This window comes from Marilutibacter aestuarii (assembly GCF_006546775.1).
In the GTDB taxonomy this organism is placed as follows: domain Bacteria; phylum Pseudomonadota; class Gammaproteobacteria; order Xanthomonadales; family Xanthomonadaceae; genus Marilutibacter; species Marilutibacter aestuarii.
On the sequence record NZ_VICE01000041.1, the window covers coordinates 35,927 to 55,173 of the forward strand.

Genomic DNA, 19,247 nt, shown 5'->3' on the forward strand with positions numbered 1-19,247 from the left:
GCGGCCACCTGGCGTCCGGGCTCAGCCCTTCAGCGGTGACTGCTGGTTGAGGAAGTTGCGCGGATTCACTACCCGGCCGTTCTCCCACACCTCGAAGTGCACGTGGGCGCCCGTGGAACGACCCGTCGAACCGGCCTTGGCGATCTCCTGCCCCGCCCGCACCAGCTCGCCGACCTTGCGGGTCAGGCGCGAGTTGTGTGCGTAGCGCGTCACATAACCGTTGCCGTGGTCGACCTCGACCACCTTGCCGTACCCGGAGCGCACGCCCGAATAGCTGACCACGCCATCGGCGACGGCGAATACCGCGTCGCCCGTGTTGGCGTCGAAATCCAGTCCCTTGTGCAGCGCGCGACCACCACGGAACGGATCGGCGCGATAGCCGAAGCCCGAGGTGATGTAGCTGCGCGAGACCGGCGACCGCGAAGGCACGGCGTTGAGGTCGAGCTGCCGCGTGAACAGCAGCGACTCAAGCACGGAGAGCTGCTCGCCGGCGGCATCGAACTGGGCGTCTAGTTGTTCCAGTCCCTCGTCCAGCTCGGGCCTGCTGATATCTTCCACCGGCCCGGCGCCACCGACGCCGACCGGCTTCTCGAAGTCGAACTCGCCGTCCTGCAGCTGGCCGATGCGCGTCAGGCGCTCGCCCAGCGCATTGAGGCGATTGGCCTCGGCCTGCAGCTCGCCCAGGCGGGCGGCGAGTGCGTTCACCTCGCGCTGCGCCTCGCGACGGGTATCCTCGATCTGCGCCTGCTGGTCGGCGACCTGGGCGCGGAGCGATGCGGTACCGACGGCCGCGGCACCCAGGCCGAGGCCCAGGCCCGCCACCAGGAGGACCGAGGCATAGAGGCCGGGGCGTGATGCGCCGAGGCGGTGCCCGCGGTCGAGCAGACCGGTGGCAGTGCGTCGCGGCGATTGAAATTTATTGAAGGTCATAAGTCCGATGTCTGATTCCAAAGCCAAGTCGAAGCACCGCCGCCAGTCGTCTCCGCAGGACGCGCTGAGCGCGTTGCTGTCGGAACCTGCCGGCGATCCGATCCGCCGGGCCGAATGGCTCGGCGAACTCGACCGTCGCCTACATCCCCACTTGCCTCCTTCACTCGCCTCGCACGCGCGCTTGGCTAACGTGAAGGAAGGCACACTGGTTTTTGTCGTCGACGCTCCTGTCTGGCGGACCAAACTGAGGCTTGCGGCCCCGGAACTGCTCGACGTGGCCCGCTCCATCGGGCTTGTTGCGACCGAAGTGGTGGTCAAGGTGTCTTCGACCCCCCATGCACCGCCGGAGCGGGCACCGCTTCAGGCCATCCCCCTGTCATCGCAAAGCCGGAAGGCCTTGCAGGCGGCACTCGATACGCTTCGACCGGCCCCCGGAGAGGACGGCGAGTCGTGAAAAGTGCGCTCCCCGCGAGCAGGCCGGAACCCGGCTTGCATCGCCGATGACAAAGCGACGTGAAATCCTACTGAGCCCACCGTCCACGTTTGTTAACTAATAGATAACAAATCAGAAATAATTTGTTAAATATAAGTTAAGAAGGGGGCGTCTATTCACGTCTGTGACGGAGGCACGTTAATTCCGTGCCAAGAACCACGCCAAAGTGACTGCGAACTGAACGGATTCCCTGCAAACGGGCGTCCGGGCACGCGCCCGGGGCTGAAGCGCGCCGGACGAGGCGGTCAGGCGCCTGCCGGAGCGGGCACGTAGGCCACCGGCTCGGGCTCGTCGCCGGCATAGGTGACTTCGTCCCAGGCCGAGGTCTCGGCCATCAGTGCGCGGACCAGCTTGTTGTTCAGGGCGTGGCCGGACTTGAAGCCCTCGTAGGCCCCGATGATCGGCCGGCCGGCGAGGTAGAGGTCGCCGACGGCATCGAGGATCTTGTGCCGTACGAACTCGTCGGCGTATCGCAGGCCGTCCTCGTTGAGGACGCGGAACTCGTCGAGCACGATCGCGTTGTCCATCGAGCCACCGAGGCCGAGGTTGCGCTCGCGCATGAACTCCAGGTCGCGCATGAAGCCGAAGGTGCGCGCGCGGCTGACTTCCTTGACGTAGGACGCGGTGGAGAACTCGACCTCGGCGCGCGACTGCGACGACGGGATGGCGGGGTGGTCGAACTCGACCGTGAAGCCGATCCGGAAGCCGTCATGCGGGGTGAAGCGGGCGATCTTGTCGCCATCGCGCACTTCCACCGGGTGCTTGATGCGGATGAAACGCTTGGGCGCGTCCTGTTCGACGATCCCCGCCGACTGCAGCAGGAACACGAACGGACCGGCCGAGCCGTCCATGATCGGCACCTCGGCGGCGGACAGGTCGATGGTCGCGTTGTCGATGCCCAGGCCGGCCATCGCCGACATCAGGTGCTCGACCGTCATGACCTTGCCTTCGCCACGGCTGAGGCCGGTGCACAGCATGGTCTCGGTCACCAGGTCCGCGTGCGCGGGCAGCTCGACCACCGGATCGAGGTCGACGCGCCGGAACACGATGCCGCCATCGACCGGACCCGGTCGCAGCGTGAGGAAGACCTTCTCGCCGCTGTGGAGGCCCACGCCGGTGGCACGGATCACGTTCTTGAGGGTGCGCTGGCGCAGCATGGTCGGTCCGGGAGCCTCGTGACGGGGGACGCGGGGGCGTCAAGTGACGGCGAGAATATCATGCAGGTAGCTGAACCTGAACGAAAAGCCGCTCCTGTCGCCCGGGTGTCACCCGAAGTTGCGAAACTGACCGACCCGCCGTGACGGGACGGTCAAAACGCCCCGGACACGGGGTCCGGGACCAATGTGCCAGGGGCCGGGGACGAGTCCGGCCCGTGGGTGCCTGGCCAGGGCCAGGCGGGACAATCAGTCCGCCTGGCGACGCAGGAAGGCGGGGATGTCCAGGTAGTCGCCGCTGCCGCCGAAATCGGCGACGTCGGCGGTGGGTGCCGGGGCCGGCGCTTCGTGGGCGGACCCACCGCCGCGGCGCAGGCTGCCGCCGAAGCTCGGGGCCGCGGTCGGCGCCACGTCGTCCATCGCGCTGAACTCGGGCTGCCCGGTCGTGCCGTTGCGGACGAGCTGGATCGGCGCGCGCTGCTCGTTCGGACGGCCCTGCTTGGCCACCGCGCGGTTGAGGCCCGTGGCCACGACGGTGACCTTGACCTCGTCCTGCATGTCGGGGTCGAGCACGGTGCCGATGACCACCGTGGCGTCCTCGGAGGCGAACTGTTCGACCGTGCGGCCGACCTCGTCGAACTCGGCCATGGTGAAGTTCGGGCCGGCGGTGATGTTGACCAGGATGCCGTTGGCCCCCGACAGGTTGACGTCGTCGAGCAACGGGTTCTGCACCGCGGCCTCGGCGGCGGCCTGTGCGCGGTCGTCGCCGCGGGCGGCGCCGGTGCCCATCATCGCCAGGCCCATCTCGGACATGACGGTGCGCACGTCGGCGAAGTCGACGTTGATCAGGCCCGGACGCACGATCAGGTCGGCGATGCCCTGCACCGCGCCCTGCAGGACGTCATTGGCGGCGCGGAACGCCTGGATCATCGTCGCGTTGCGACCGAGCACGGTGATCAGCTTCTCGTTGGGGATCGTGATCAACGAGTCGCAGTGGTGGCTCAGTTCCTCGATGCCCTTCAGGGCCACCTGCATGCGCCGGCGGCCTTCGAACGGGAACGGCTTGGTGACCACGGCGACGGTCAGGATGCCCATCTCCTTGGCCAGCTGCGCGACGACCGGCGCCGCGCCGGTGCCGGTGCCGCCGCCCATGCCGGCGGTGATGAACACCATGTCCGCGCCTTCCATCGCGTCCATCAGGCGCTCGCGATCCTCGAGCGCGGCCTGGCGGCCGACCTCGGGATTGGCGCCCGCGCCCAGGCCCTTGGTGACGTTGCTGCCAAGCTGCAGCTGCAGCTTGGCGCCGCAGTTCTTGATCGCCTGCGAATCGGTGTTGGCGGTGATGAACTCCACCCCGTCGACGTTGCTGCTGACCATGTGGGCCACGGCGTTGCCGCCGCCACCGCCCACGCCGATGACCTTGATGATGGCGTTGGGCGCCATGCTCTCTACCAGTTCGAAATGTGCCATGTCCTCGTCCTCTCTTGTAGGTGCCGTGATTCGTGAATGGTGATCCGTGATTGGAGGCTTGCACCTCGCACACTTCACTCATGCCGACCACTGACGTTTTTTAGGGTTTTCCTGCTGCCTTCGATTCCACCCGCCTACCGCTCTACGCTTCATCTACCGCTCTTGCCATTGCTGTTGCTGTTGCCCTTCACAAATCACAAATCACGAATCACCAATCACCGCCCTCAGAACTCCCCCCGGTACCAGTTCTTCAACTTGTTGAAGAACGAACCCGCGCGGCCGGTGGAGATCACCGGGCGGCGGGGGTGTTCGATCTGGCTGCCCATCAGCAGCAGGCCCACGCCGGTGGCGTGGACCGGGTTGCCGACGACTTCGCCCAGCCCCGTCACGTGCTGGGGGATGCCCACGCGCACCGGCATCTGCAGCATTTCCTCGGCCAGCTCGACGACGCCTTCCATCTTCGAGGCGCCGCCGGTCAGCACCATGCCGGCGCGGACGTGCTGTTCGAAGCCGCTGCGCCGCAGTTCCGCCTGGACCATCTCGAACAGTTCCTCGTAGCGCGCCTGCACCGCCTGGGCCAGCGAGTGGCGCGGCATGCGGCGCGGGGGGCGGTCGCCCACCGACGGGACCTGGATCGACTCCTCGGCGGTCGCCATCTGCGCCAGTGCGCAGGCGTAGCGCACCTTGATCTGTTCGGCTTCGGGGGTCGGCGTGCGCAGCATGTGCGCGATGTCCTCGGTGACCTTGTCGCCGGCGATCGGCAGGCTGGCGCTGTGCGCGATCGCGCCATGCACGAAGACCGCGATGTCGGTGGTGCCCGCGCCGATGTCGACCAGGACGACGCCGAGTTCGCGCTCGTCGCTGGTCAGCACCGCCTGGCTGGAGGCCAGCACGCCGAGCACCAGGTCGTCGACCTGCAGGCCGCACCGCTGCACGCACTTGCTCACGTTCGCCGCCGCCGACTGCGCGCACACCACCAGGTGGGCGTGGACCTCCAGGCGCACGCCGGTCATGCCCACCGGGTTGCGGATGCCTTCCTGGGAATCGTCGAGCACGTAGTCGCGCGGGATCGCGTGCAGGATTTTCTGGTCGGCCGGGATCGCCACCGCCTTGGCCGCCTCCAGCACCCGGTCGAGATCGCCATGGCTGACCTCGCCGTCGCGGATCGGGGCGATGCCCTGCGAGTTGCGGCACTGGATGTGGCTGCCGGAGATGGAGGCATAGACCGAGCGGATCTCGCAGCCGGCCATCAACTCGGCCTCCTCGACCGCACGCTGGATCGACTGCACCGTGGACTCGATGTCGACCACCACGCCCTTGCGCAGGCCGCGCGACTCGTGCGATCCGATCCCGATCACCTCGATGGGATTGCCCGATCCGTTGTTGTCGGGCGAATACTCGCCGACCAGCGCCACCACCTTGGAGGTGCCGATATCGAGGCCAACGATCAGCGACTTGTCGCCCTTGCGGTTCATGATTGTCCTTGCGGTTGCGGGTTCGGCGCGAGGGCCCCGGGGGCGCCCCACGTCAAGGAGAAGCCGTTGGTGTAGCGCAGGTCGGCGCGCGCGAGCGGCTCGACGCGGTGCATCAGCAGCTGCGGCACGACGCGCACGAACCGGCGCAGTCGCTCACCGGCGTGGTCGCGGCCGACCACCACCTCGGTGCCGCTGGCCAGGACCACCTGCCAGCTGCCGCGAGCGTCCAGCTCGACCGAGCGCACGCGGGCGCCCATCGGCGCGAACAGCTCGCGGGAGTCGTTGTAGAAGCGGACCACGTCGGAGACACGCGTGTCGGGACCGTCGAGTTCCGGCAGGTTGGCCGGCACCTCGATGCCAGCGGCGGGAAACAGGCGCCCCTGTTCGGACAGCAGCCGCGCCTCGCCCCAACGCGCGAACGGGCGGTGCTCGACCACGTGCACCTCCAGGATGTCGGGCCAACGCTTGCGCACCTCGGCGGTCTCCACCCAGGGCAGGCGCGAGACGGCGCGCTGCGCGTCCTCCAGGCGGACCGCGAAGAATCCCTGGCGGGCATAGGGCAACAGGGTCTGCTGCAGCAGCGCGGGATCGACGCGTTCGAACTCGCCCGTGGCGCGCAGGCGGGTCAGCGGCCACTGCGACTGCCCCACCCAGCCCTCGAGCACGGCCACCACCGGAAGCACGACCAGTGCCACCGCGAGGATCCAGCCCAGCAGGCGCGCAAGTGCGCTCATCCGCGCGCACCTCCCGCGTCGTCGCCCAGGGTCTGCTCGAGCACGCGCCAGCACAGAGAGGCGTAGTCGACGCCCACCTGCGCGGCCGCCTTGGGCACCAGCGAATGGCTGGTCATGCCCGGCGCGGTGTTGATTTCGATCAGCTGGAAGCCCAGCGCCTCGTCGCGCATCACGTCCACGCGGCCCCAGCCGCTGCAGCCGGCGGCGACGAAGGCCGCGAGCGCGAGCCGGCGGATGGCCGACTCATCCTCGCCATCAAGACCCGGGCAGATGTATTGCGTGTCGTCGGCGACGTACTTGGCGTGGTAGTCGTACCACTCGCCGGCGGGTTCGATGCGGATGGACGGCAGGGCCACGCCGCCCAGGATGGCGACGGTGAATTCCTTGCCCCGGACCATCTGCTCCATCAGGAGTTCGCCCCGGTAGCCGGCGGCGAACTCGGCCGCGGCGCGCAGGTCGGCCTCTTCGAGGATGCGGAACACGCCGACGCTGGAGCCTTCATTGGAGGGCTTCACGAACACCGGCAGGCCGAGCGAACGCGCGGCGGCCACCAGGTCGTCGCCGGGCGCCAGGCGCACGAAGCGCGGCGTCGGCAGGCCCTCGGCCATCCACACCTGCTTGGTGCGGATCTTGTCCATCGTCAGGGCCGACCCCAGCACGCCGGGCCCGGTGTAGGGGACGCCCAGGGCATCGAGCAGCCCCTGCAGCACGCCGTCCTCGCCGCCACCGCGATTGCCGTGGAGGATGTTGAAGACGCGGTCGACGCGCCCGTCGCGGATGGCATCGACCAGGGCGGGGATGCCATCGACCGCGAACGCATCGACGCCGCGCGAGCGGAGCGCGTCCAGCACGTTGCGGCCGGAGTCGAGCGACACCTCGCGCTCGGCACTGGTGCCGCCCATCAGCACGGCGACGCGACCGAACACGGCCGGGTCGTCGAAGCGCGGCGGGGGCAGCGACTGGCTCATGCGCCAGCCTCCCTGAAACCATGGGCGAGCAGGTCCTGGGCGACGTGGCCGATATCGCCCGCCCCCATCACCAGCAACAGGTCGCCGTCCTCGAGCACGTCGGGCAGGACCGCCGACAGTTCGGACGCGGAGGCGACGACGACCGGGTCGATCCGGCCACGGGCGCGGATCGCGCGCGCCAGCGACTTGGCGTCGGCGCCGACGATCGGCGCCTCGCCGGCCGGGTAGACCTCGGTCAGCACGGCCGCGTCCACCGTCGAGAGCACCGCGGCGAACTCGTCGAAGAGATCGCGCGTGCGCGAATAGCGATGGGGCTGGAAGGCGACCACTAGGCGACGGTCCGGCCAGCCGCCCCGCGCGGCGGCGAACACCGCTTCCAGTTCCTTGGGATGGTGGCCGTAGTCGTCCACCACCTGCACCCGGGCGCCACGATGGGTGGTCAGCTCGGCGAGCAGGTTGAACCGGCGCCCGATGCCGGCGAAACCCTTCAGGGCCCGGGCGATCGCGCCGGGCTCCACGCCCAGCTGCCAGCCCACGGCGGCGGCGGCCAGCGCGTTGAGCACGTTGTGGCGGCCCGGCAGCGCAAGCTCGACCGGCGTGCGCGTGGCATCGGGCAGGCACAGGGTGAAATGCATGTTCGGCCCCTCCTGCCGGATGTCCTCGGCGCGCACGTCGGCCTCGGCGTGGGTGCCGTAGGTCATCACGTGCCGGGGCGTCTTCGCGGCGAGCGCGGCGACCTCGGGATCGTCGATGCACAGCACGGCCAGCCCGTAGAACGGCAGGCGATGCATGAATTCCTCGAACGCGGCCTGGACCTGGACGAACTCGCCGCCGTAGTTCTCGAGGTGGTCGGCGTCGATGTTGGTCACGACCGCGACCTGCGGGTTCAGTCGCAGGAAGCTGCCGTCGCTCTCGTCGGCCTCGGCCACCAGCCAGTCGCCCGAACCCAGTCGTGCGTTGGCGCCGGCGGCCAGCAGCTGGCCGCCGATCACGAAGGTGGGATCCACGCCGCCCTCGCCGAGCACGCTGGCCGTCAGCGAGGTCGTGGTGGTCTTGCCATGGGTGCCGGCCACCGCGATGCCGCGCTTGAAGCGCATCAGCTCGGCGAGCATCTCAGCGCGCGGCACGACCGGGATGCGCTGCGCGTGCGCCTCCATCAACTCGGCGTTGTCGGCGCGGATCGCGCTGGACACCACCACGCAGTCCGCGCCCAGCACGTTCGAGGCGATGTGCTGCCGGTGCACCGTGATGCCCAGCGACTGCAGGCGCCGGGTGACGGCGTTGTCGGCCATGTCCGAGCCGGACACGCGATAGCCGAGCGTCGACATGACCTCGGCGATGCCGCTCATGCCGGTGCCGCCGATGCCGACGAAGTGCACGCGCGAGGGCTGACCATCGGCGCCGGAGCGCGCGGGATCGCCATGGTGTTGCAGCCGGCGGCTGCGCACGGTCGCGCTCATGCGGCCGACTCCTGTTTGGGTTGGGGGATGGACGGGTCCCGGAGCACGATGTCGGCCACGCGCGAGGCGGCGTCCGGACGCGCCATGCCGCGTGCGGCCTTCGCCAGGCCGAGCAGGTCGGCGCGCTCGCCGAGGATCTCCAGCGTGGCCGACAGCCGCTCGTGCAGCGAGGGCCCCTGGGGCAGCAGCATCGAGGCGCCGCGCACGCGCAGGTATTCGGCGTTCTTGGTCTGGTGGTCGTCGACCGCCTCCGGGAACGGCACCAGGAAGCTGGCCACGCCGACCGCGCAGACCTCGGCGAGGGTGAGCGCGCCGGCACGACAGACGACCACGTCCGCCCAGGCATACGCCTGGGCCATGTCGGCGATGAACGGCTCCACGTTCGCGGCGACGCGATGCGCCGCGTAGGCCTCGCGCGTCGCATCCAGCAGCTTCTCGCCGGACTGGTGGCGGACTTCGCAGCGCACGGTCGTCGGCAAGGCGGCGATCGCGCGCGGCACCGCCTCGTTGAGCGCACGGGCGCCCTGGCTGCCGCCGAGCACCAGGACCCGGATCGGGCCTTCGCGGCCCACGAAGCGTTCTTCCGGCGGCGGCACGGCGAGGATCGCCTCGCGCACCGGATTGCCGACCCACTGTTCGTCGAGCGTGGGGAAGGCGCCGGGGAAACCCACCAGCACGTCACGCGCCATGCGCGCCAGGACGCGGTTGGTCAGGCCCGGCGCGCGGTTCTGCTCGTGCACGACGAGGGGAATGCCCAACTGGCGGGCGGCGAGGCCACCCGGCCCGGCGGCAAAGCCGCCGAAACTGACCACCGCGCGCGGCTGCATGCCGCGCAGCAGGCGCTTGGCTTCGTTGACGGCCCGCCACAGGCGCAAGGGGGCGCCGAGCTTGGCCTTGAAGCCCTTGCCGCGGATCCCGCTCACCCGCAGGGTGTCGATCGACAGGCCATGCTGCGGTACGAGGCGGGTTTCCATGCCACCGTCCGAGCCGATCCAGCGCACCGGGACGCCACGGGCCTGGATCGCGGATGCGACCGAAAGGCCGGGGAAGATGTGCCCGCCGGTGCCGCCGGCAAGGATCACCACGGGAGCCTGGGCCGCGGCGGTCATGGGGACCTCCCGAGCACGGGCTCGATGCGCTGGTGCAGGCGGCTGGTGCCACGCGGCGAGGCGTCGGACGGGCGCGAACTGCGCGGCGTGCCCGGCGTGCGGGGCGGTTCCGGCGATAGCGGGGCCACGCCCTCCCCGTCCTCGCCGCGCAGGCGCGCGACCTGGCGCTGGGCGCGCTCGAGTTCGTAGGACACCCGCAACAGCAGGCCCATCGCCAGGCAGGTCATCAGCACGCTGGAGCCGCCGGAGGAGATCAACGGCAGGGTCAGGCCCTTGGTCGGCAGCAGGCCCAGGTTCACGCCGATCGAGACGAAGCTCTGCAGGCCGATCCACAGGGCGATCCCAAAGGCGAGGTAGCCGGAGAAGTGGCGGCGCATCTCCACGCACTTGAGCCCGACCCACAGGGCACGGCCCACCAGCACGGCATACAGGGCGATCACCACGCACACGCCGACGAAGCCCAGTTCCTCGGCGATGACCGCGAGGATGAAGTCGGTGTGCGCTTCGGGCAGGTAATAGAGCTTCTGGATCGAACTGCCCAGGCCGACGCCGAACCATTCGCCGCGGCCGGCGGCCATCAGCGCGTTGGTCAGCTGGTAACCGCTGCCGAACGGGTCCGCCCAGGGGTCCATGAACGAGGTCAGGCGGCGCATGCGGTAGGGCTCGAGCACCGCGATGAAGGCCAGGACAGGCAGGCCGACGAGCACCGGGCCGAACATCCGCGGCATGTTGACGCCGCCCAGCACCAGCATGCCCGCGGTGATGGCGAGCAGCAGCGAGGACGAGCCGAAGTCCGGCTGCAGCAGCAGGAGGGCGACCAGCAGCACGACCACGCCGAGCGGCTTGAGCATCGCGCTCCACGTGGCGTTGACTTCGTCGCGGAAGCGCACGAGGTAGCTGGCCAGCCAGATGATGAAGAGCACCTTGACCGCCTCGACCACCTGGAAGTTCGACACCCCCAGGTTGATCCAGCGGTGCGCACCCTTGACGCTCACCCCCAGTCCCGGGATGAACACCAGCAGCAGCAGGACCACGCAGCCCAGCAGCATCAGGTGGTTGTGCCGCTCCACGGTCTTGAGTTCCGTGCGCGCGGCCATCAGCGCCAGTACCGCGCCCGCGCCCAGGAACATCAGGTGGCGGCTGAGGTAGTGGAAGGGGTCGGCGTCCTGGTAGATCGAGCTCGAGCCCACCATCACCACGCCCAGCGACGCCAGCGCCAGCACGACGCCAAGCAGCCAGGGATCGAAACGCCCCTGGATGTCGTCGATGCGGGTGGCTTGCCTGGACGCGTGTTCGCTCATCAGCGCACCTTCAGCGTTGCCAGGCCGACGAGGACGAGGACTACCGAGATGATCCAGAAACGCACGATCACGCGCGGCTCGGGCCAGCCCTTGAGTTCGAAATGGTGGTGGATCGGCGCCATGCGGAAGACCCGCTTGCCGGTCAGCTTGAACGACGCGACCTGGATCATCACCGAGAGGGTCTCGATCACGAACACGCCGCCCATGACCACGAGCACCAGCTCCTGTCGGACGATCACCGCGATGGTGCCCAGGACCGCGCCCAGCGCCAGCGCGCCGATGTCGCCCATGAAGACCATCGCCGGGTAGGTGTTGAACCACAGGAAGCCCAGTCCCGCGCCGGCGATCGCCGCGCAGATGATGACCAGCTCGCCGGCGCCGGGTACGCGCGGGATCTGCAGGTATTCGGCGAACTGCGCGTGGCCGGACGCGTAGGCGAACACGCCCAGTGCGCACGCCACCAGTACCGTCGGCATGATCGCCAGGCCGTCCAGGCCGTCGGTCAGGTTGACCGCGTTGGAGAAGCCGACGATCCAGAAGTAGGCGATGGCGACGAAGCTGATGCCGGCCAGCGGCAGGGCCACCGCCTTGAAGAACGGCACGTAGAAGTTGGTCGCCGCCGGCACGTCGGCGGTATGGAACAGGAACAGGCCGGCACCAAGGCCGAACAGCGACTGCAGCAGGTACTTCCAGCGCGACTTCATCCCGTTGGGGTCGCGCTTGACGATCTTGATCCAGTCGTCCCACCAGCCGATCCAGCCGAACGCCACCATCACCAGCAGCACCAGCCACACGTAGCGGTTGCGCAGGTCGCCCCACAACAGGACCGCGGCGAGGATGGTCAGCAGGATCAGCGCGCCGCCCATGGTCGGCGTACCGGCCTTGGAGAAGTGCGACTCCGGGCCGTCCTTGCGGATCGGCTGGCCGCCCTTGAGCTGGGCGAGGCGGCGGATGACCGCCGGCCCCCACCACAACGAGAGGCCGAGCGACGTCAGCGCCGCCAGGATGCCGCGGAAGGTGAGGTAGCCGAACAGGGCGAAGTGCCCTTGCAGTTGCTCGAGCCAGCGGAAGAGTTCAAGCAGCATTTGGGCCCCCTGTCGGTGTTTCGGTCGCGCCGGACGCGGGGACCAGTGCCGCCACGATCCGGTCCATCGCACTGCCCCGCGAGCCCTTGACCAGCACCCGCGCGTCGGTGCCGATGCGCCCGGCCAGGGTCGCGACGAGGGTTTCGTGGCTGTCGAAGACCTCGGCGCCGTCGCCGAAGGCGCGCGCGGCGCAGGCGCTCATCGGGCCAAGCGCCAGCAGGTGGCGGACGCCGGCGGCGCGCGCGCGGCGGCCGACCTCGGCGTGCATCGCCTCGGCGTCGTCGCCGATCTCGCGCATGTCACCCAGTACCAGCCAGCCCTCGCCTCCCAGGGAGACCAGGGTGTCGATCGCCGTGGCCATCGAGCCGGGATTGGCGTTGTAGCTGTCGTCCACCAGCAGGGCGCCACTGGGCAGCCGGTGCGTGACCAGACGCCCGGGCACCGGACGGGCCACTTCCAGCCCGGCGACGATGGTGTCCAGGTCGACGCCGGCACCCAGCGCCATGGATGCGGCGGCCAGGGCGTTGGCGACGTTGTGGCGGCCAGGCAGGGACAACCGCACCGGCGCGTCGCCCAGCGGGGTCTCGATGACGAAGCGCGAGCCCGCGCCTTCCACCGTGATGTCGCGGGCGCGCACGTCGGCGCTGGCCTCCAGGCCGAAGCGGATGAGCCGGCGGCCGTGCGCGCGCTCGGCGAAGTACGGCGCGAAGGCGTCATCGGCGTTGATCACCGCCACGCCGTCCGCGGGCAGTGCGTCATAGATGGCGGCCTTGGTGTCGGCGATGCCTAGCAGGCTGCCCATGCGCTCCAGGTGCGCGGGGGCGACGTTGTTGACCAGGGCGATGTCGGGACGCGCGATATGCGCCAGGTAGGCGATGTCGCCCGGCTTGCCGGCGCCCATTTCATAGATTGCGAAGGGCGCGTCTTCGGGCGCGTCCAGGACGGCCAGGGGCAGGCCGATCTCGTTGTTGCGGTTGCCGGGCGTGGCGTAGGTGCCGGGCGCGGCGCGCTGCATGATCGCGGTCACCAGCGCCTTCACGCTGGTCTTGCCGTTGCTGCCGGTGATCGCGATGACGCGACCCTGGCGCTGGCCCTGCACGAAGCCCGCCAGGTCGGCCAGCGCGCGCTCGGTGTCGGCCACGACCACCTGCGGCAGGTCGAGCGGAATCTCGCGCGACACCAGGGCGGCGGCCACACCTGCCGCGGCGGCGGCCGGGACATGGTCGTGGCCATCGAAGTTGGCGCCCTTGATCGCGACGAACAGCGCGGCGCCCGTTCGGGGCAGGGCACGGGTATCCGTCGCCAGTACGTCGACGGACCGGTCCCCGCCCTGCAGCCGACCGTGGGCGGCGCGTGCGATCGACGACAGCGTCATCGGCTTCATGCGCGAGCCTCCAGCGCTTCGCCCGCGACACGGGTGTCGTCGAACGGATGGCGCACGCCGTCGATCTCCTGGTAGGGCTCGTGGCCCTTGCCGGCCACGAGGACGATGTCGCTGCGTCCGGCCTCGGCGACCGCGCGCGAGATGGCCGCGCGGCGGTCGCGCACCACGCGGACGGCATCGGGCCGTTCGAAGCCGGCCATGATGTCGGCGACGATGGCGTCGCCGTCTTCGCCCCGCGGATTGTCGTCGGTGACGAACACCGCGTCGGCGTGGCGTTCGGCGATCGCCGCCATCTGCGGGCGCTTGCCGGTGTCGCGCTCGCCGCCGCAGCCGAAGACGCAGACCAGCCGCCCGTGCACGTGCCCGCGCAGCGAGACCAGCGCCTGCTCGAGGGCGTCCGGGGTATGCGCGTAGTCGACCACGACGAGCGGCAGGCGGCCATCGCCGCCGAGCCGGTTCATGCGCCCATGGATGGGCTCCAGCCTCGACAGCACGTCGGCGATGCGCGCCGGGCTTTCGCCGAACGCACGCAGCGCGCCGGCGACGGCCAGCAGGTTGTCGACGTTGAAGCGACCGAGCAGGGGCGAGATCACCGGGTGCGACTCGCCGTCGATCTGCAGGTCGAACAGGAGCCCGCGCGCGTCCAGCCGCAGCTCGGCTGCCCGGATGCCGGCATCCGGGTTGCCGTGGGAGCTGCAGGCAAGCGCCTTCACGCCCGTACCGAGGGATGCCATCAGGTCGCGCCCGAAGGCGTCGTCGATGTTGATCACGGCCGCCTTCAGCTCCGGCCACTCGAACAGGCGGGCCTTGGCCGCGCCATAGGCGAGCATGTCGCCGTGGTAGTCGAGGTGGTCGCGGGTGAGGTTGGTGAAGACGCCGACGTCGAAGTGCACGCCCGCCGCACGCCCCTGGTCGAGGGCATGGGAGCTGACCTCCATCGCCAGCGCTTCGGCGCCCGCGTTGCGCAGCTCGGCGATCAGGCCGTGCAGGCGCAACACCAGCGGCGTGGTGAAACCGGTCGCAACGGCCTGCCCGTACAGGCCCGCACCGAGCGTGCCGATCGTCGCGCTGCGCGTGCCCAGCAATGTCCAGGCCTGGGCGAGCAGCTGGACCGTCGAAGTCTTGCCGTTGGTGCCGGTCACGCCGACCACGTCCATGCCGGCGCTCGGTCGCCCGTGGAAGCGGTCGCCCATCTCGCCCAGGCGCGCGCGCAGGCCCGGCACGGCGATCGCGTCCGGCGGCGCCGGCAGGTCGTCCGGCGCCGGAGGCTCGAACAGGATCGCGGCGGCGCCCTTGGCCCGGACTTCGTCGGCGAAGGCCAGCCCGTGCGTGCCGAAGCCGGCGATGGCGACGAAGGCGTTGCCAGGCGACAGTTCGCGGCTGTCCATGACCAGGCCATTGATGGAAAGCCCGGCAGGCACGGCGTCGACGTCGGGCAGCAGTTCGGCCAGGGGCATGGTGGTCATGGCGTGCCCCCCTGTGCGCCGGCGCGCGGCACCGCGGCGGCCGCCAGCGGCGGCGTGGCGCCGCTGCGACGGGCGTCTTCCTCGGCCTGCGCGGCAAGCCAGGTCTCGATGTCGTCCGGCGGCACGTCCATCAGGCGCAGGGCGCCGTCCATGACGCTCTTGAAGACAGGCGCCGACACCAGTCCGCCGAAGTAGCCCTTGGCTGGATCGGGGTCGTCGATCACCACGACCATCGAGAAGCGGGGGGCCTCCACCGGCACCAGGCCGGCAAAGAAGGAGATGTAGCGGCGCGAGTAACCGCCGCTGGCGTTGAACTTGCGCGCGGTGCCCGTCTTGCCGGCGACGTGGTAGCCCAGGATCGCCGCCTGCGTCGCGGTGCCGCCGGGCTCGGTCACGGTCTGCATCATGTGCAGCACTTCGCTGGCGATGGCCGGGTCCAGTACCTGCCGGGCCTCGTTGCGCTGGCCCTTGACGAAGGTCGGCGCGATCAGCCGGCCGCCATTGCCGAGCGCGGCGTAGGCCGCGGCGATCTGCAACGGGGTCGCCGACAGGCCATACCCGTAGGACAGGCCCTGCTTGGTGGTGCCGTACCAGCTCGCGCTGCCGGGCACCGGCAGCACGCCCGACGACTCGCCGGGGAAACCGCTGTGCGTGCTGCTGCCGTAGCCCATCCGGCGCAGGAAGTCGTAGAAGACCTTGTCGTCGATGCGATGGACGATCTTCGCCGCGCCCACGTTCGAGCTCTTGCGGATGACGCCGGTGGTGTCGAGCACGCCGTAGTTGCGGTGGTCGGTGGTGCGGTAGCGACCGTTGGGGATCCAGCCGGGATTGGTGTCGAACACGCTCGCCGGCGTGATCGCACCGGACTCCAGGCCGATCGCCACCGTCAGCGGCTTCATCGTCGAACCCGGCTCGATCACGTCCGTCACCGCGCGGTTGCGGCGGGTGTCCGCGCCCTGCCCGTCCAGCGCGTTCGGGTTGTAGGTCGGCAGATTCGCCATCGCCAGGATCTCGCCGGTGGCGACGTCCAGCACGACCGCCGAGCCGCTGCTGGCGCCGGTGCGCTCGAGCGCCTTGCGCAGCTCGCGGAAGGTCAGGTACTGGATGCGGCGGTCGATGGTCAGGTTGAGGTCGTGGCCGGGCTGCGCGGCTTCGATCAGCTCGACGTTCTCGACGATGCGGCCGCGGCTGTCGCGTATCACGCGCTTGCTGCCGGGCTTGCCCTTGAGCCATTCGTCGAAGGCCAGCTCGAGGCCTTCCTGGCCGTTGTCATCGACGTTGGTGAAGCCCAGCACGTGCGACAGCGCCTCGCCCTGCGGGTAGAAGCGGCGGAACTCGCGCTGCGAGTACACGCCCGGGATCTCGTGGGCGAGGATGGCCTGCGCCTGGTCGGGGTTGATCCGGCGCTTGAGGTACATGAACTCGCGCGTGGCGCGCTGGCTGATGCGGCGCACCAGCTCGTCGGCGGGCACGCCCAGCGCCGCGGCCAGCTCGGGGATCCGGTCGGGCACCTCGACCAGTTCCTGCGGATTGCCCCAGACCGACTCGACCGGCGTGGACACCGCCAGCGGCTCGCCATTGCGGTCGGTGATCATGCCGCGCGAGGTCGGGATCTCGATCTCGCGCAGGATGCGCTCGTCGCCCTGCTTGCGGTAGAACTCGCTGTTGACGACCTGCAGGGTGAACGCGCGCGCGACCAGCGCGACGGCGCACAGGCCCATCACGCCGCCGACCAGCATGAGCCGATGGCGCGGGTTGTAGCGCGCGCGGTTGCTGCGCGGGCGGCCGCCGCGGGCGCCCGAGGCCTCGCGCCGCGCGCGCCACCAGTCGCCCAGGCGTTCGCCCAGTCCAGGGCCCCGTGCCGGTCGGCGGTTCATGGACGCACCACCACGATCTCGGGCCCTTCCGGGAACTTCATGCCCAGGCGGTCGCGCGCCACCTGGTCGATGCGGTTGCTCTCCGCCCAGGTGGCCTGCTCCAGCTGCAGGCGGCCGAACTCGATGTCGAGCTCGTCGCGGGCCTTCTCCAGGCGCGTGAGCTGGACGAACAACTGCCGGTTCTCGTGGCGGGCATACACCACCGCCAACGCGCTGAGCAGGTTGGCGGCCACGAGCACGACGAGGGCCAGGCGCAGGGTCATGCCTGGGCTCCCAGCTTCTCGGCCACGCGCAGCACGGCGCTTCGGGCGCGGGGGTTGGTGGCGGTCTCGTCGTCGCCGGCCTTGATCGCCCCGCCGATGGCCCGCAGGCTCGGGGTGAAGGCCTGCTCGACCGGCATGCGCCGGTTGGCCGGCGGCGCCTTGGCGCGGGCGCCGATGAAGCGCTTGACGATGCGGTCTTCCAGCGAGTGGAAGCTGATCACCGCCAGCCGCCCGCCGGGCTTGAGGCGCGCCATCGCCGCTTCCAGGCCGAGCTCGAGGTCGGCCAGTTCGCGGTTGATGAAGATGCGGATGGCCTGGAAGCTGCGCGTCGCGGGATGGATCTTGCTGTCGCCGCGTGGCATCACCCGGGCGATCAGCTCGGCCAGCTGGGCGGTGCGCAGCAGCGGGGTCGCCTCGCGGTCGGCGACGATGGCACGGGCGATGCGGCGGCTCTGCCGCTCTTCGCCGTAGGTCCACAGCACGTCGGCGATCTCGCGCTCGTCGGCGCGGGCCAGCCATTGCGCCGCGCTCTCGCCGCTGTCGGGATCCATGCGCATGTCCAGCGGACCGTCCTTGCCGAAGCTGAAGCCGCGCTCGGCCACGTCGAGTTGCGGCGAGGACACGCCGAGGTCGAACAGCACGCCGTCGAGCCCGGAAGCGGTCGCGTCCCAGCCGGCGAGCGCGGCGAAGCTGCCGCGGAAGATCGCCACGCGCGGATCCGCGCCGAACTCGCGTTCGGCCACGGCAATCGCTTCGGGATCCTTGTCCATCACCAGCAGCCGGCCTCCCGGGCCGAGTTGTGCCAGCACGCCGCGCGCATGCCCGCCGCGACCGAACGTGCCGTCCAGGTAGGCTCCATCCCCGACAATGCGCAGGCCGTCCAGCACCTGCGCGTACATCACGGGAAGGTGGCCGGATGACGCGGTCGCGCGCTCCATGCCACCTCCCGTCATAGCTGCAGGTCGAGCAGTTCGTCGCTCAGATCGTCGTCGGACACCGTCTGACGGATCTGTGCGTGATGTGCCTGCTCGCTCCACAGCTCGAATTTCTCGCCCATGCCCAGCAGGACGGCCTTCTTCTCGATGCCGACCGCGGCGCGGTGGCTGCCCGGCACGGTGATCCGGCCGTTGCCGTCCAGCTCGACGAAGGTCGCCGCACCGACCAGCTTCAACTGCAGGTTGCGATTGACCTTCTTGGCCTTTGGCAGCTTGTTGACCTGGTCGCGCACGCGCTCCCAGACCGCTTGCGGGTAGAGGTACAGCGAGCCGGACTCGAACGGGTTGTAGGTGATGACCAGGCGATTGCCGCACTCGGACGCGACAAGCTCGCGATGGGCGGTGGGCACCGCCAATCGGCCCTTGTCGTCAATCGTGATGGCGGTCTCGCCCTGGAACATCGGTTCACCTGTTGGCGCCCACCTCTGCGGGCGGGTCTGCCTGTCGATGGAAACGCCCGAACGGGGCGGCTCCGGCCACGAAAAACCACAAAAAACCCGGCTTTCCCTCGGATGTCCACCTTAGGCACGCCCCCAAAGCTTGTCAACAAGTTTTCCAGTGCATTTTCACTAGGCACATCAATGGCTTGCGGAGAACTTCACAGACTTGTTCAAGACTTATCCACTAAGCCTTGTTTAGTCTCATATTTTGAGACTGGAACACCCCCGGCGACCGTGTGAAGACTGGTTCAGGCAAGGCCTGACGGGGATTGCTGCGGCGCAGCATGTTGCGCGGGATCGATATGACATATCGCGCATCGGATTTCGATAGGCGGGCTGACGTCAGGGGACACTGATGCCCGCGAGCGCCCGGATCCGGGATGCGCGCCCCCGACCCCCAGGATCACTGGAGCCGAAGGCGGCTCCCGGCAGCCCCGCAGGGCGCAATAAGCCAAGCGCATTGCACCAACGTCGGCGGTTGATGCCGAACCCGGACGCCCGACTCAACGATAGAGCTGGATCCCAGCGTTCGCTGGGATGACGGTGAAAGCAGCCGGATCGGTCGTTCAGACCCTCGATGCCACGGCCCCCAGGTGGATCCCGAAACCAATCACCAACCCCCAACCCCCAATCCCCAATCCCC

General features: G+C 69.6%; 17 protein-coding genes. 1 reads left to right on the top strand and 16 read right to left on the bottom strand.

All coding sequences use genetic code 11. The features are described 5' to 3' along the window. Positions 1 to 21: 21 nt before the first annotated feature. Complete coding sequence (locus tag FKV25_RS04315) at positions 22 to 930, bottom strand: M23 family metallopeptidase (RefSeq protein ID WP_141517567.1); 909 nt, start codon at positions 928 to 930, stop codon at positions 22 to 24. A 7-nt stretch (positions 931 to 937) separates the two neighbouring features. Between FKV25_RS04315 and FKV25_RS04320 the strand changes: the two genes are divergently transcribed. After that, positions 938 to 1,384, top strand: a complete 447-nt coding sequence (locus FKV25_RS04320; protein ID WP_425462605.1) for a DciA family protein — start codon at positions 938 to 940, stop codon at positions 1,382 to 1,384. A gap of 284 nt (positions 1,385 to 1,668) precedes the next feature. Here FKV25_RS04320 and lpxC read toward each other — a convergent pair whose 3' ends face one another. The 15 genes from lpxC to mraZ all read right to left on the bottom strand — a co-directional run bounded on the left by lpxC (position 1,669) and on the right by mraZ (position 18,565). Beyond that, positions 1,669 to 2,580, bottom strand: a complete 912-nt coding sequence (gene lpxC / locus FKV25_RS04325; protein ID WP_141517568.1) for a UDP-3-O-acyl-N-acetylglucosamine deacetylase — start codon at positions 2,578 to 2,580, stop codon at positions 1,669 to 1,671. Positions 2,581 to 2,826: 246 nt separating this feature from the next. Further along, entirely contained in the window at positions 2,827 to 4,047 is a 1,221-nt protein-coding gene (gene ftsZ, locus FKV25_RS04330) for a cell division protein FtsZ (protein ID WP_141517569.1), read from the bottom strand. Between the two features lie 224 nt (positions 4,048 to 4,271). Continuing rightward, on the bottom strand, positions 4,272 to 5,522 hold the full coding sequence (gene ftsA / locus FKV25_RS04335) for a cell division protein FtsA (protein ID WP_141517570.1): 1,251 nt from the start codon (positions 5,520 to 5,522) through the stop codon (positions 4,272 to 4,274). After that, complete coding sequence (locus FKV25_RS04340; RefSeq protein WP_141517571.1) at positions 5,519 to 6,256, bottom strand: cell division protein FtsQ/DivIB; 738 nt, start codon at positions 6,254 to 6,256, stop codon at positions 5,519 to 5,521. The genes ftsA and FKV25_RS04340 overlap by 4 nt, the downstream gene beginning before the upstream one ends. Beyond that, the gene (locus FKV25_RS04345) at positions 6,253 to 7,224 is read right to left on the bottom strand and encodes a D-alanine--D-alanine ligase (RefSeq protein ID WP_141517572.1); all 972 of its coding nucleotides are present in this window, start codon (positions 7,222 to 7,224) and stop codon (positions 6,253 to 6,255) included. Before FKV25_RS04345 ends, FKV25_RS04340 begins: the two co-directional genes overlap by 4 nt. After that, the gene (gene murC / locus FKV25_RS04350; protein WP_141517573.1) at positions 7,221 to 8,684 is read right to left on the bottom strand and encodes a UDP-N-acetylmuramate--L-alanine ligase; all 1,464 of its coding nucleotides are present in this window, start codon (positions 8,682 to 8,684) and stop codon (positions 7,221 to 7,223) included. Before murC ends, FKV25_RS04345 begins: the two co-directional genes overlap by 4 nt. Then, on the bottom strand, positions 8,681 to 9,793 hold the full coding sequence (murG, locus tag FKV25_RS04355) for an undecaprenyldiphospho-muramoylpentapeptide beta-N-acetylglucosaminyltransferase (RefSeq protein WP_141517574.1): 1,113 nt from the start codon (positions 9,791 to 9,793) through the stop codon (positions 8,681 to 8,683). The genes murC and murG overlap by 4 nt, the downstream gene beginning before the upstream one ends. After that, positions 9,790 to 11,094, bottom strand: coding sequence for a putative lipid II flippase FtsW (gene ftsW, locus FKV25_RS04360; RefSeq protein ID WP_141517575.1), 1,305 nt, complete (start codon positions 11,092 to 11,094; stop codon positions 9,790 to 9,792). Before ftsW ends, murG begins: the two co-directional genes overlap by 4 nt. Beyond that, positions 11,094 to 12,179, bottom strand: coding sequence for a phospho-N-acetylmuramoyl-pentapeptide-transferase (gene mraY / locus FKV25_RS04365; protein WP_141517576.1), 1,086 nt, complete (start codon positions 12,177 to 12,179; stop codon positions 11,094 to 11,096). Before mraY ends, ftsW begins: the two co-directional genes overlap by 1 nt. After that, positions 12,169 to 13,563 carry a UDP-N-acetylmuramoyl-tripeptide--D-alanyl-D-alanine ligase gene (locus FKV25_RS04370; RefSeq protein WP_141517577.1) on the bottom strand — a complete coding sequence of 465 codons (1,395 nt, stop codon included), beginning with the start codon at positions 13,561 to 13,563 and terminating at the stop codon, positions 12,169 to 12,171. Before FKV25_RS04370 ends, mraY begins: the two co-directional genes overlap by 11 nt. Further along, positions 13,560 to 15,020: a UDP-N-acetylmuramoyl-L-alanyl-D-glutamate--2,6-diaminopimelate ligase gene (locus FKV25_RS04375; protein ID WP_141517585.1), complete on the bottom strand. Its 1,461-nt coding sequence runs from the start codon at positions 15,018 to 15,020 to the stop codon at positions 13,560 to 13,562. Before FKV25_RS04375 ends, FKV25_RS04370 begins: the two co-directional genes overlap by 4 nt. 5 nt (positions 15,021 to 15,025) lie before the next feature. Then, positions 15,026 to 16,768, bottom strand: a complete 1,743-nt coding sequence (locus FKV25_RS04380; RefSeq protein WP_211345364.1) for a peptidoglycan D,D-transpeptidase FtsI family protein — start codon at positions 16,766 to 16,768, stop codon at positions 15,026 to 15,028. A gap of 134 nt (positions 16,769 to 16,902) precedes the next feature. Then, positions 16,903 to 17,169 carry a cell division protein FtsL gene (ftsL, locus tag FKV25_RS04385; RefSeq protein WP_141517579.1) on the bottom strand — a complete coding sequence of 89 codons (267 nt, stop codon included), beginning with the start codon at positions 17,167 to 17,169 and terminating at the stop codon, positions 16,903 to 16,905. Next, positions 17,166 to 18,107 carry a 16S rRNA (cytosine(1402)-N(4))-methyltransferase RsmH gene (gene rsmH, locus FKV25_RS04390; RefSeq protein ID WP_246071903.1) on the bottom strand — a complete coding sequence of 314 codons (942 nt, stop codon included), beginning with the start codon at positions 18,105 to 18,107 and terminating at the stop codon, positions 17,166 to 17,168. The genes ftsL and rsmH overlap by 4 nt, the downstream gene beginning before the upstream one ends. Before the next feature lie 11 nt (positions 18,108 to 18,118). Further along, positions 18,119 to 18,565: a division/cell wall cluster transcriptional repressor MraZ gene (gene mraZ, locus FKV25_RS04395; RefSeq protein ID WP_141517581.1), complete on the bottom strand. Its 447-nt coding sequence runs from the start codon at positions 18,563 to 18,565 to the stop codon at positions 18,119 to 18,121. Between the last annotated feature and the right edge of the window lie 682 nt (positions 18,566 to 19,247).

What these genes read in the sequence shown, in the direction of transcription:
- FKV25_RS04315 (WP_141517567.1), bottom strand. Translation starts at nt 930, where the DNA reads ATGACCTTCAATAAATTTCAATCGCCGCGACGCACTGCCACCGGTCTG.
- FKV25_RS04320 (WP_425462605.1), top strand. Translation starts at nt 938, where the DNA reads ATGTCTGATTCCAAAGCCAAGTCGAAGCACCGCCGCCAGTCGTCTCCG.
- lpxC (WP_141517568.1), bottom strand. Translation starts at nt 2,580, where the DNA reads ATGCTGCGCCAGCGCACCCTCAAGAACGTGATCCGTGCCACCGGCGTG.
- ftsZ (WP_141517569.1), bottom strand. Translation starts at nt 4,047, where the DNA reads ATGGCACATTTCGAACTGGTAGAGAGCATGGCGCCCAACGCCATCATC.
- ftsA (WP_141517570.1), bottom strand. Translation starts at nt 5,522, where the DNA reads ATGAACCGCAAGGGCGACAAGTCGCTGATCGTTGGCCTCGATATCGGC.
- FKV25_RS04340 (WP_141517571.1), bottom strand. Translation starts at nt 6,256, where the DNA reads ATGAGCGCACTTGCGCGCCTGCTGGGCTGGATCCTCGCGGTGGCACTG.
- FKV25_RS04345 (WP_141517572.1), bottom strand. Translation starts at nt 7,224, where the DNA reads ATGAGCCAGTCGCTGCCCCCGCCGCGCTTCGACGACCCGGCCGTGTTC.
- murC (WP_141517573.1), bottom strand. Translation starts at nt 8,684, where the DNA reads ATGAGCGCGACCGTGCGCAGCCGCCGGCTGCAACACCATGGCGATCCC.
- murG (WP_141517574.1), bottom strand. Translation starts at nt 9,793, where the DNA reads ATGACCGCCGCGGCCCAGGCTCCCGTGGTGATCCTTGCCGGCGGCACC.
- ftsW (WP_141517575.1), bottom strand. Translation starts at nt 11,094, where the DNA reads ATGAGCGAACACGCGTCCAGGCAAGCCACCCGCATCGACGACATCCAG.
- mraY (WP_141517576.1), bottom strand. Translation starts at nt 12,179, where the DNA reads ATGCTGCTTGAACTCTTCCGCTGGCTCGAGCAACTGCAAGGGCACTTC.
- FKV25_RS04370 (WP_141517577.1), bottom strand. Translation starts at nt 13,563, where the DNA reads ATGAAGCCGATGACGCTGTCGTCGATCGCACGCGCCGCCCACGGTCGG.
- FKV25_RS04375 (WP_141517585.1), bottom strand. Translation starts at nt 15,020, where the DNA reads ATGCCCCTGGCCGAACTGCTGCCCGACGTCGACGCCGTGCCTGCCGGG.
- FKV25_RS04380 (WP_211345364.1), bottom strand. Translation starts at nt 16,768, where the DNA reads ATGCTGGTCGGCGGCGTGATGGGCCTGTGCGCCGTCGCGCTGGTCGCG.
- ftsL (WP_141517579.1), bottom strand. Translation starts at nt 17,169, where the DNA reads ATGACCCTGCGCCTGGCCCTCGTCGTGCTCGTGGCCGCCAACCTGCTC.
- rsmH (WP_246071903.1), bottom strand. Translation starts at nt 18,107, where the DNA reads ATGGAGCGCGCGACCGCGTCATCCGGCCACCTTCCCGTGATGTACGCG.
- mraZ (WP_141517581.1), bottom strand. Translation starts at nt 18,565, where the DNA reads ATGTTCCAGGGCGAGACCGCCATCACGATTGACGACAAGGGCCGATTG.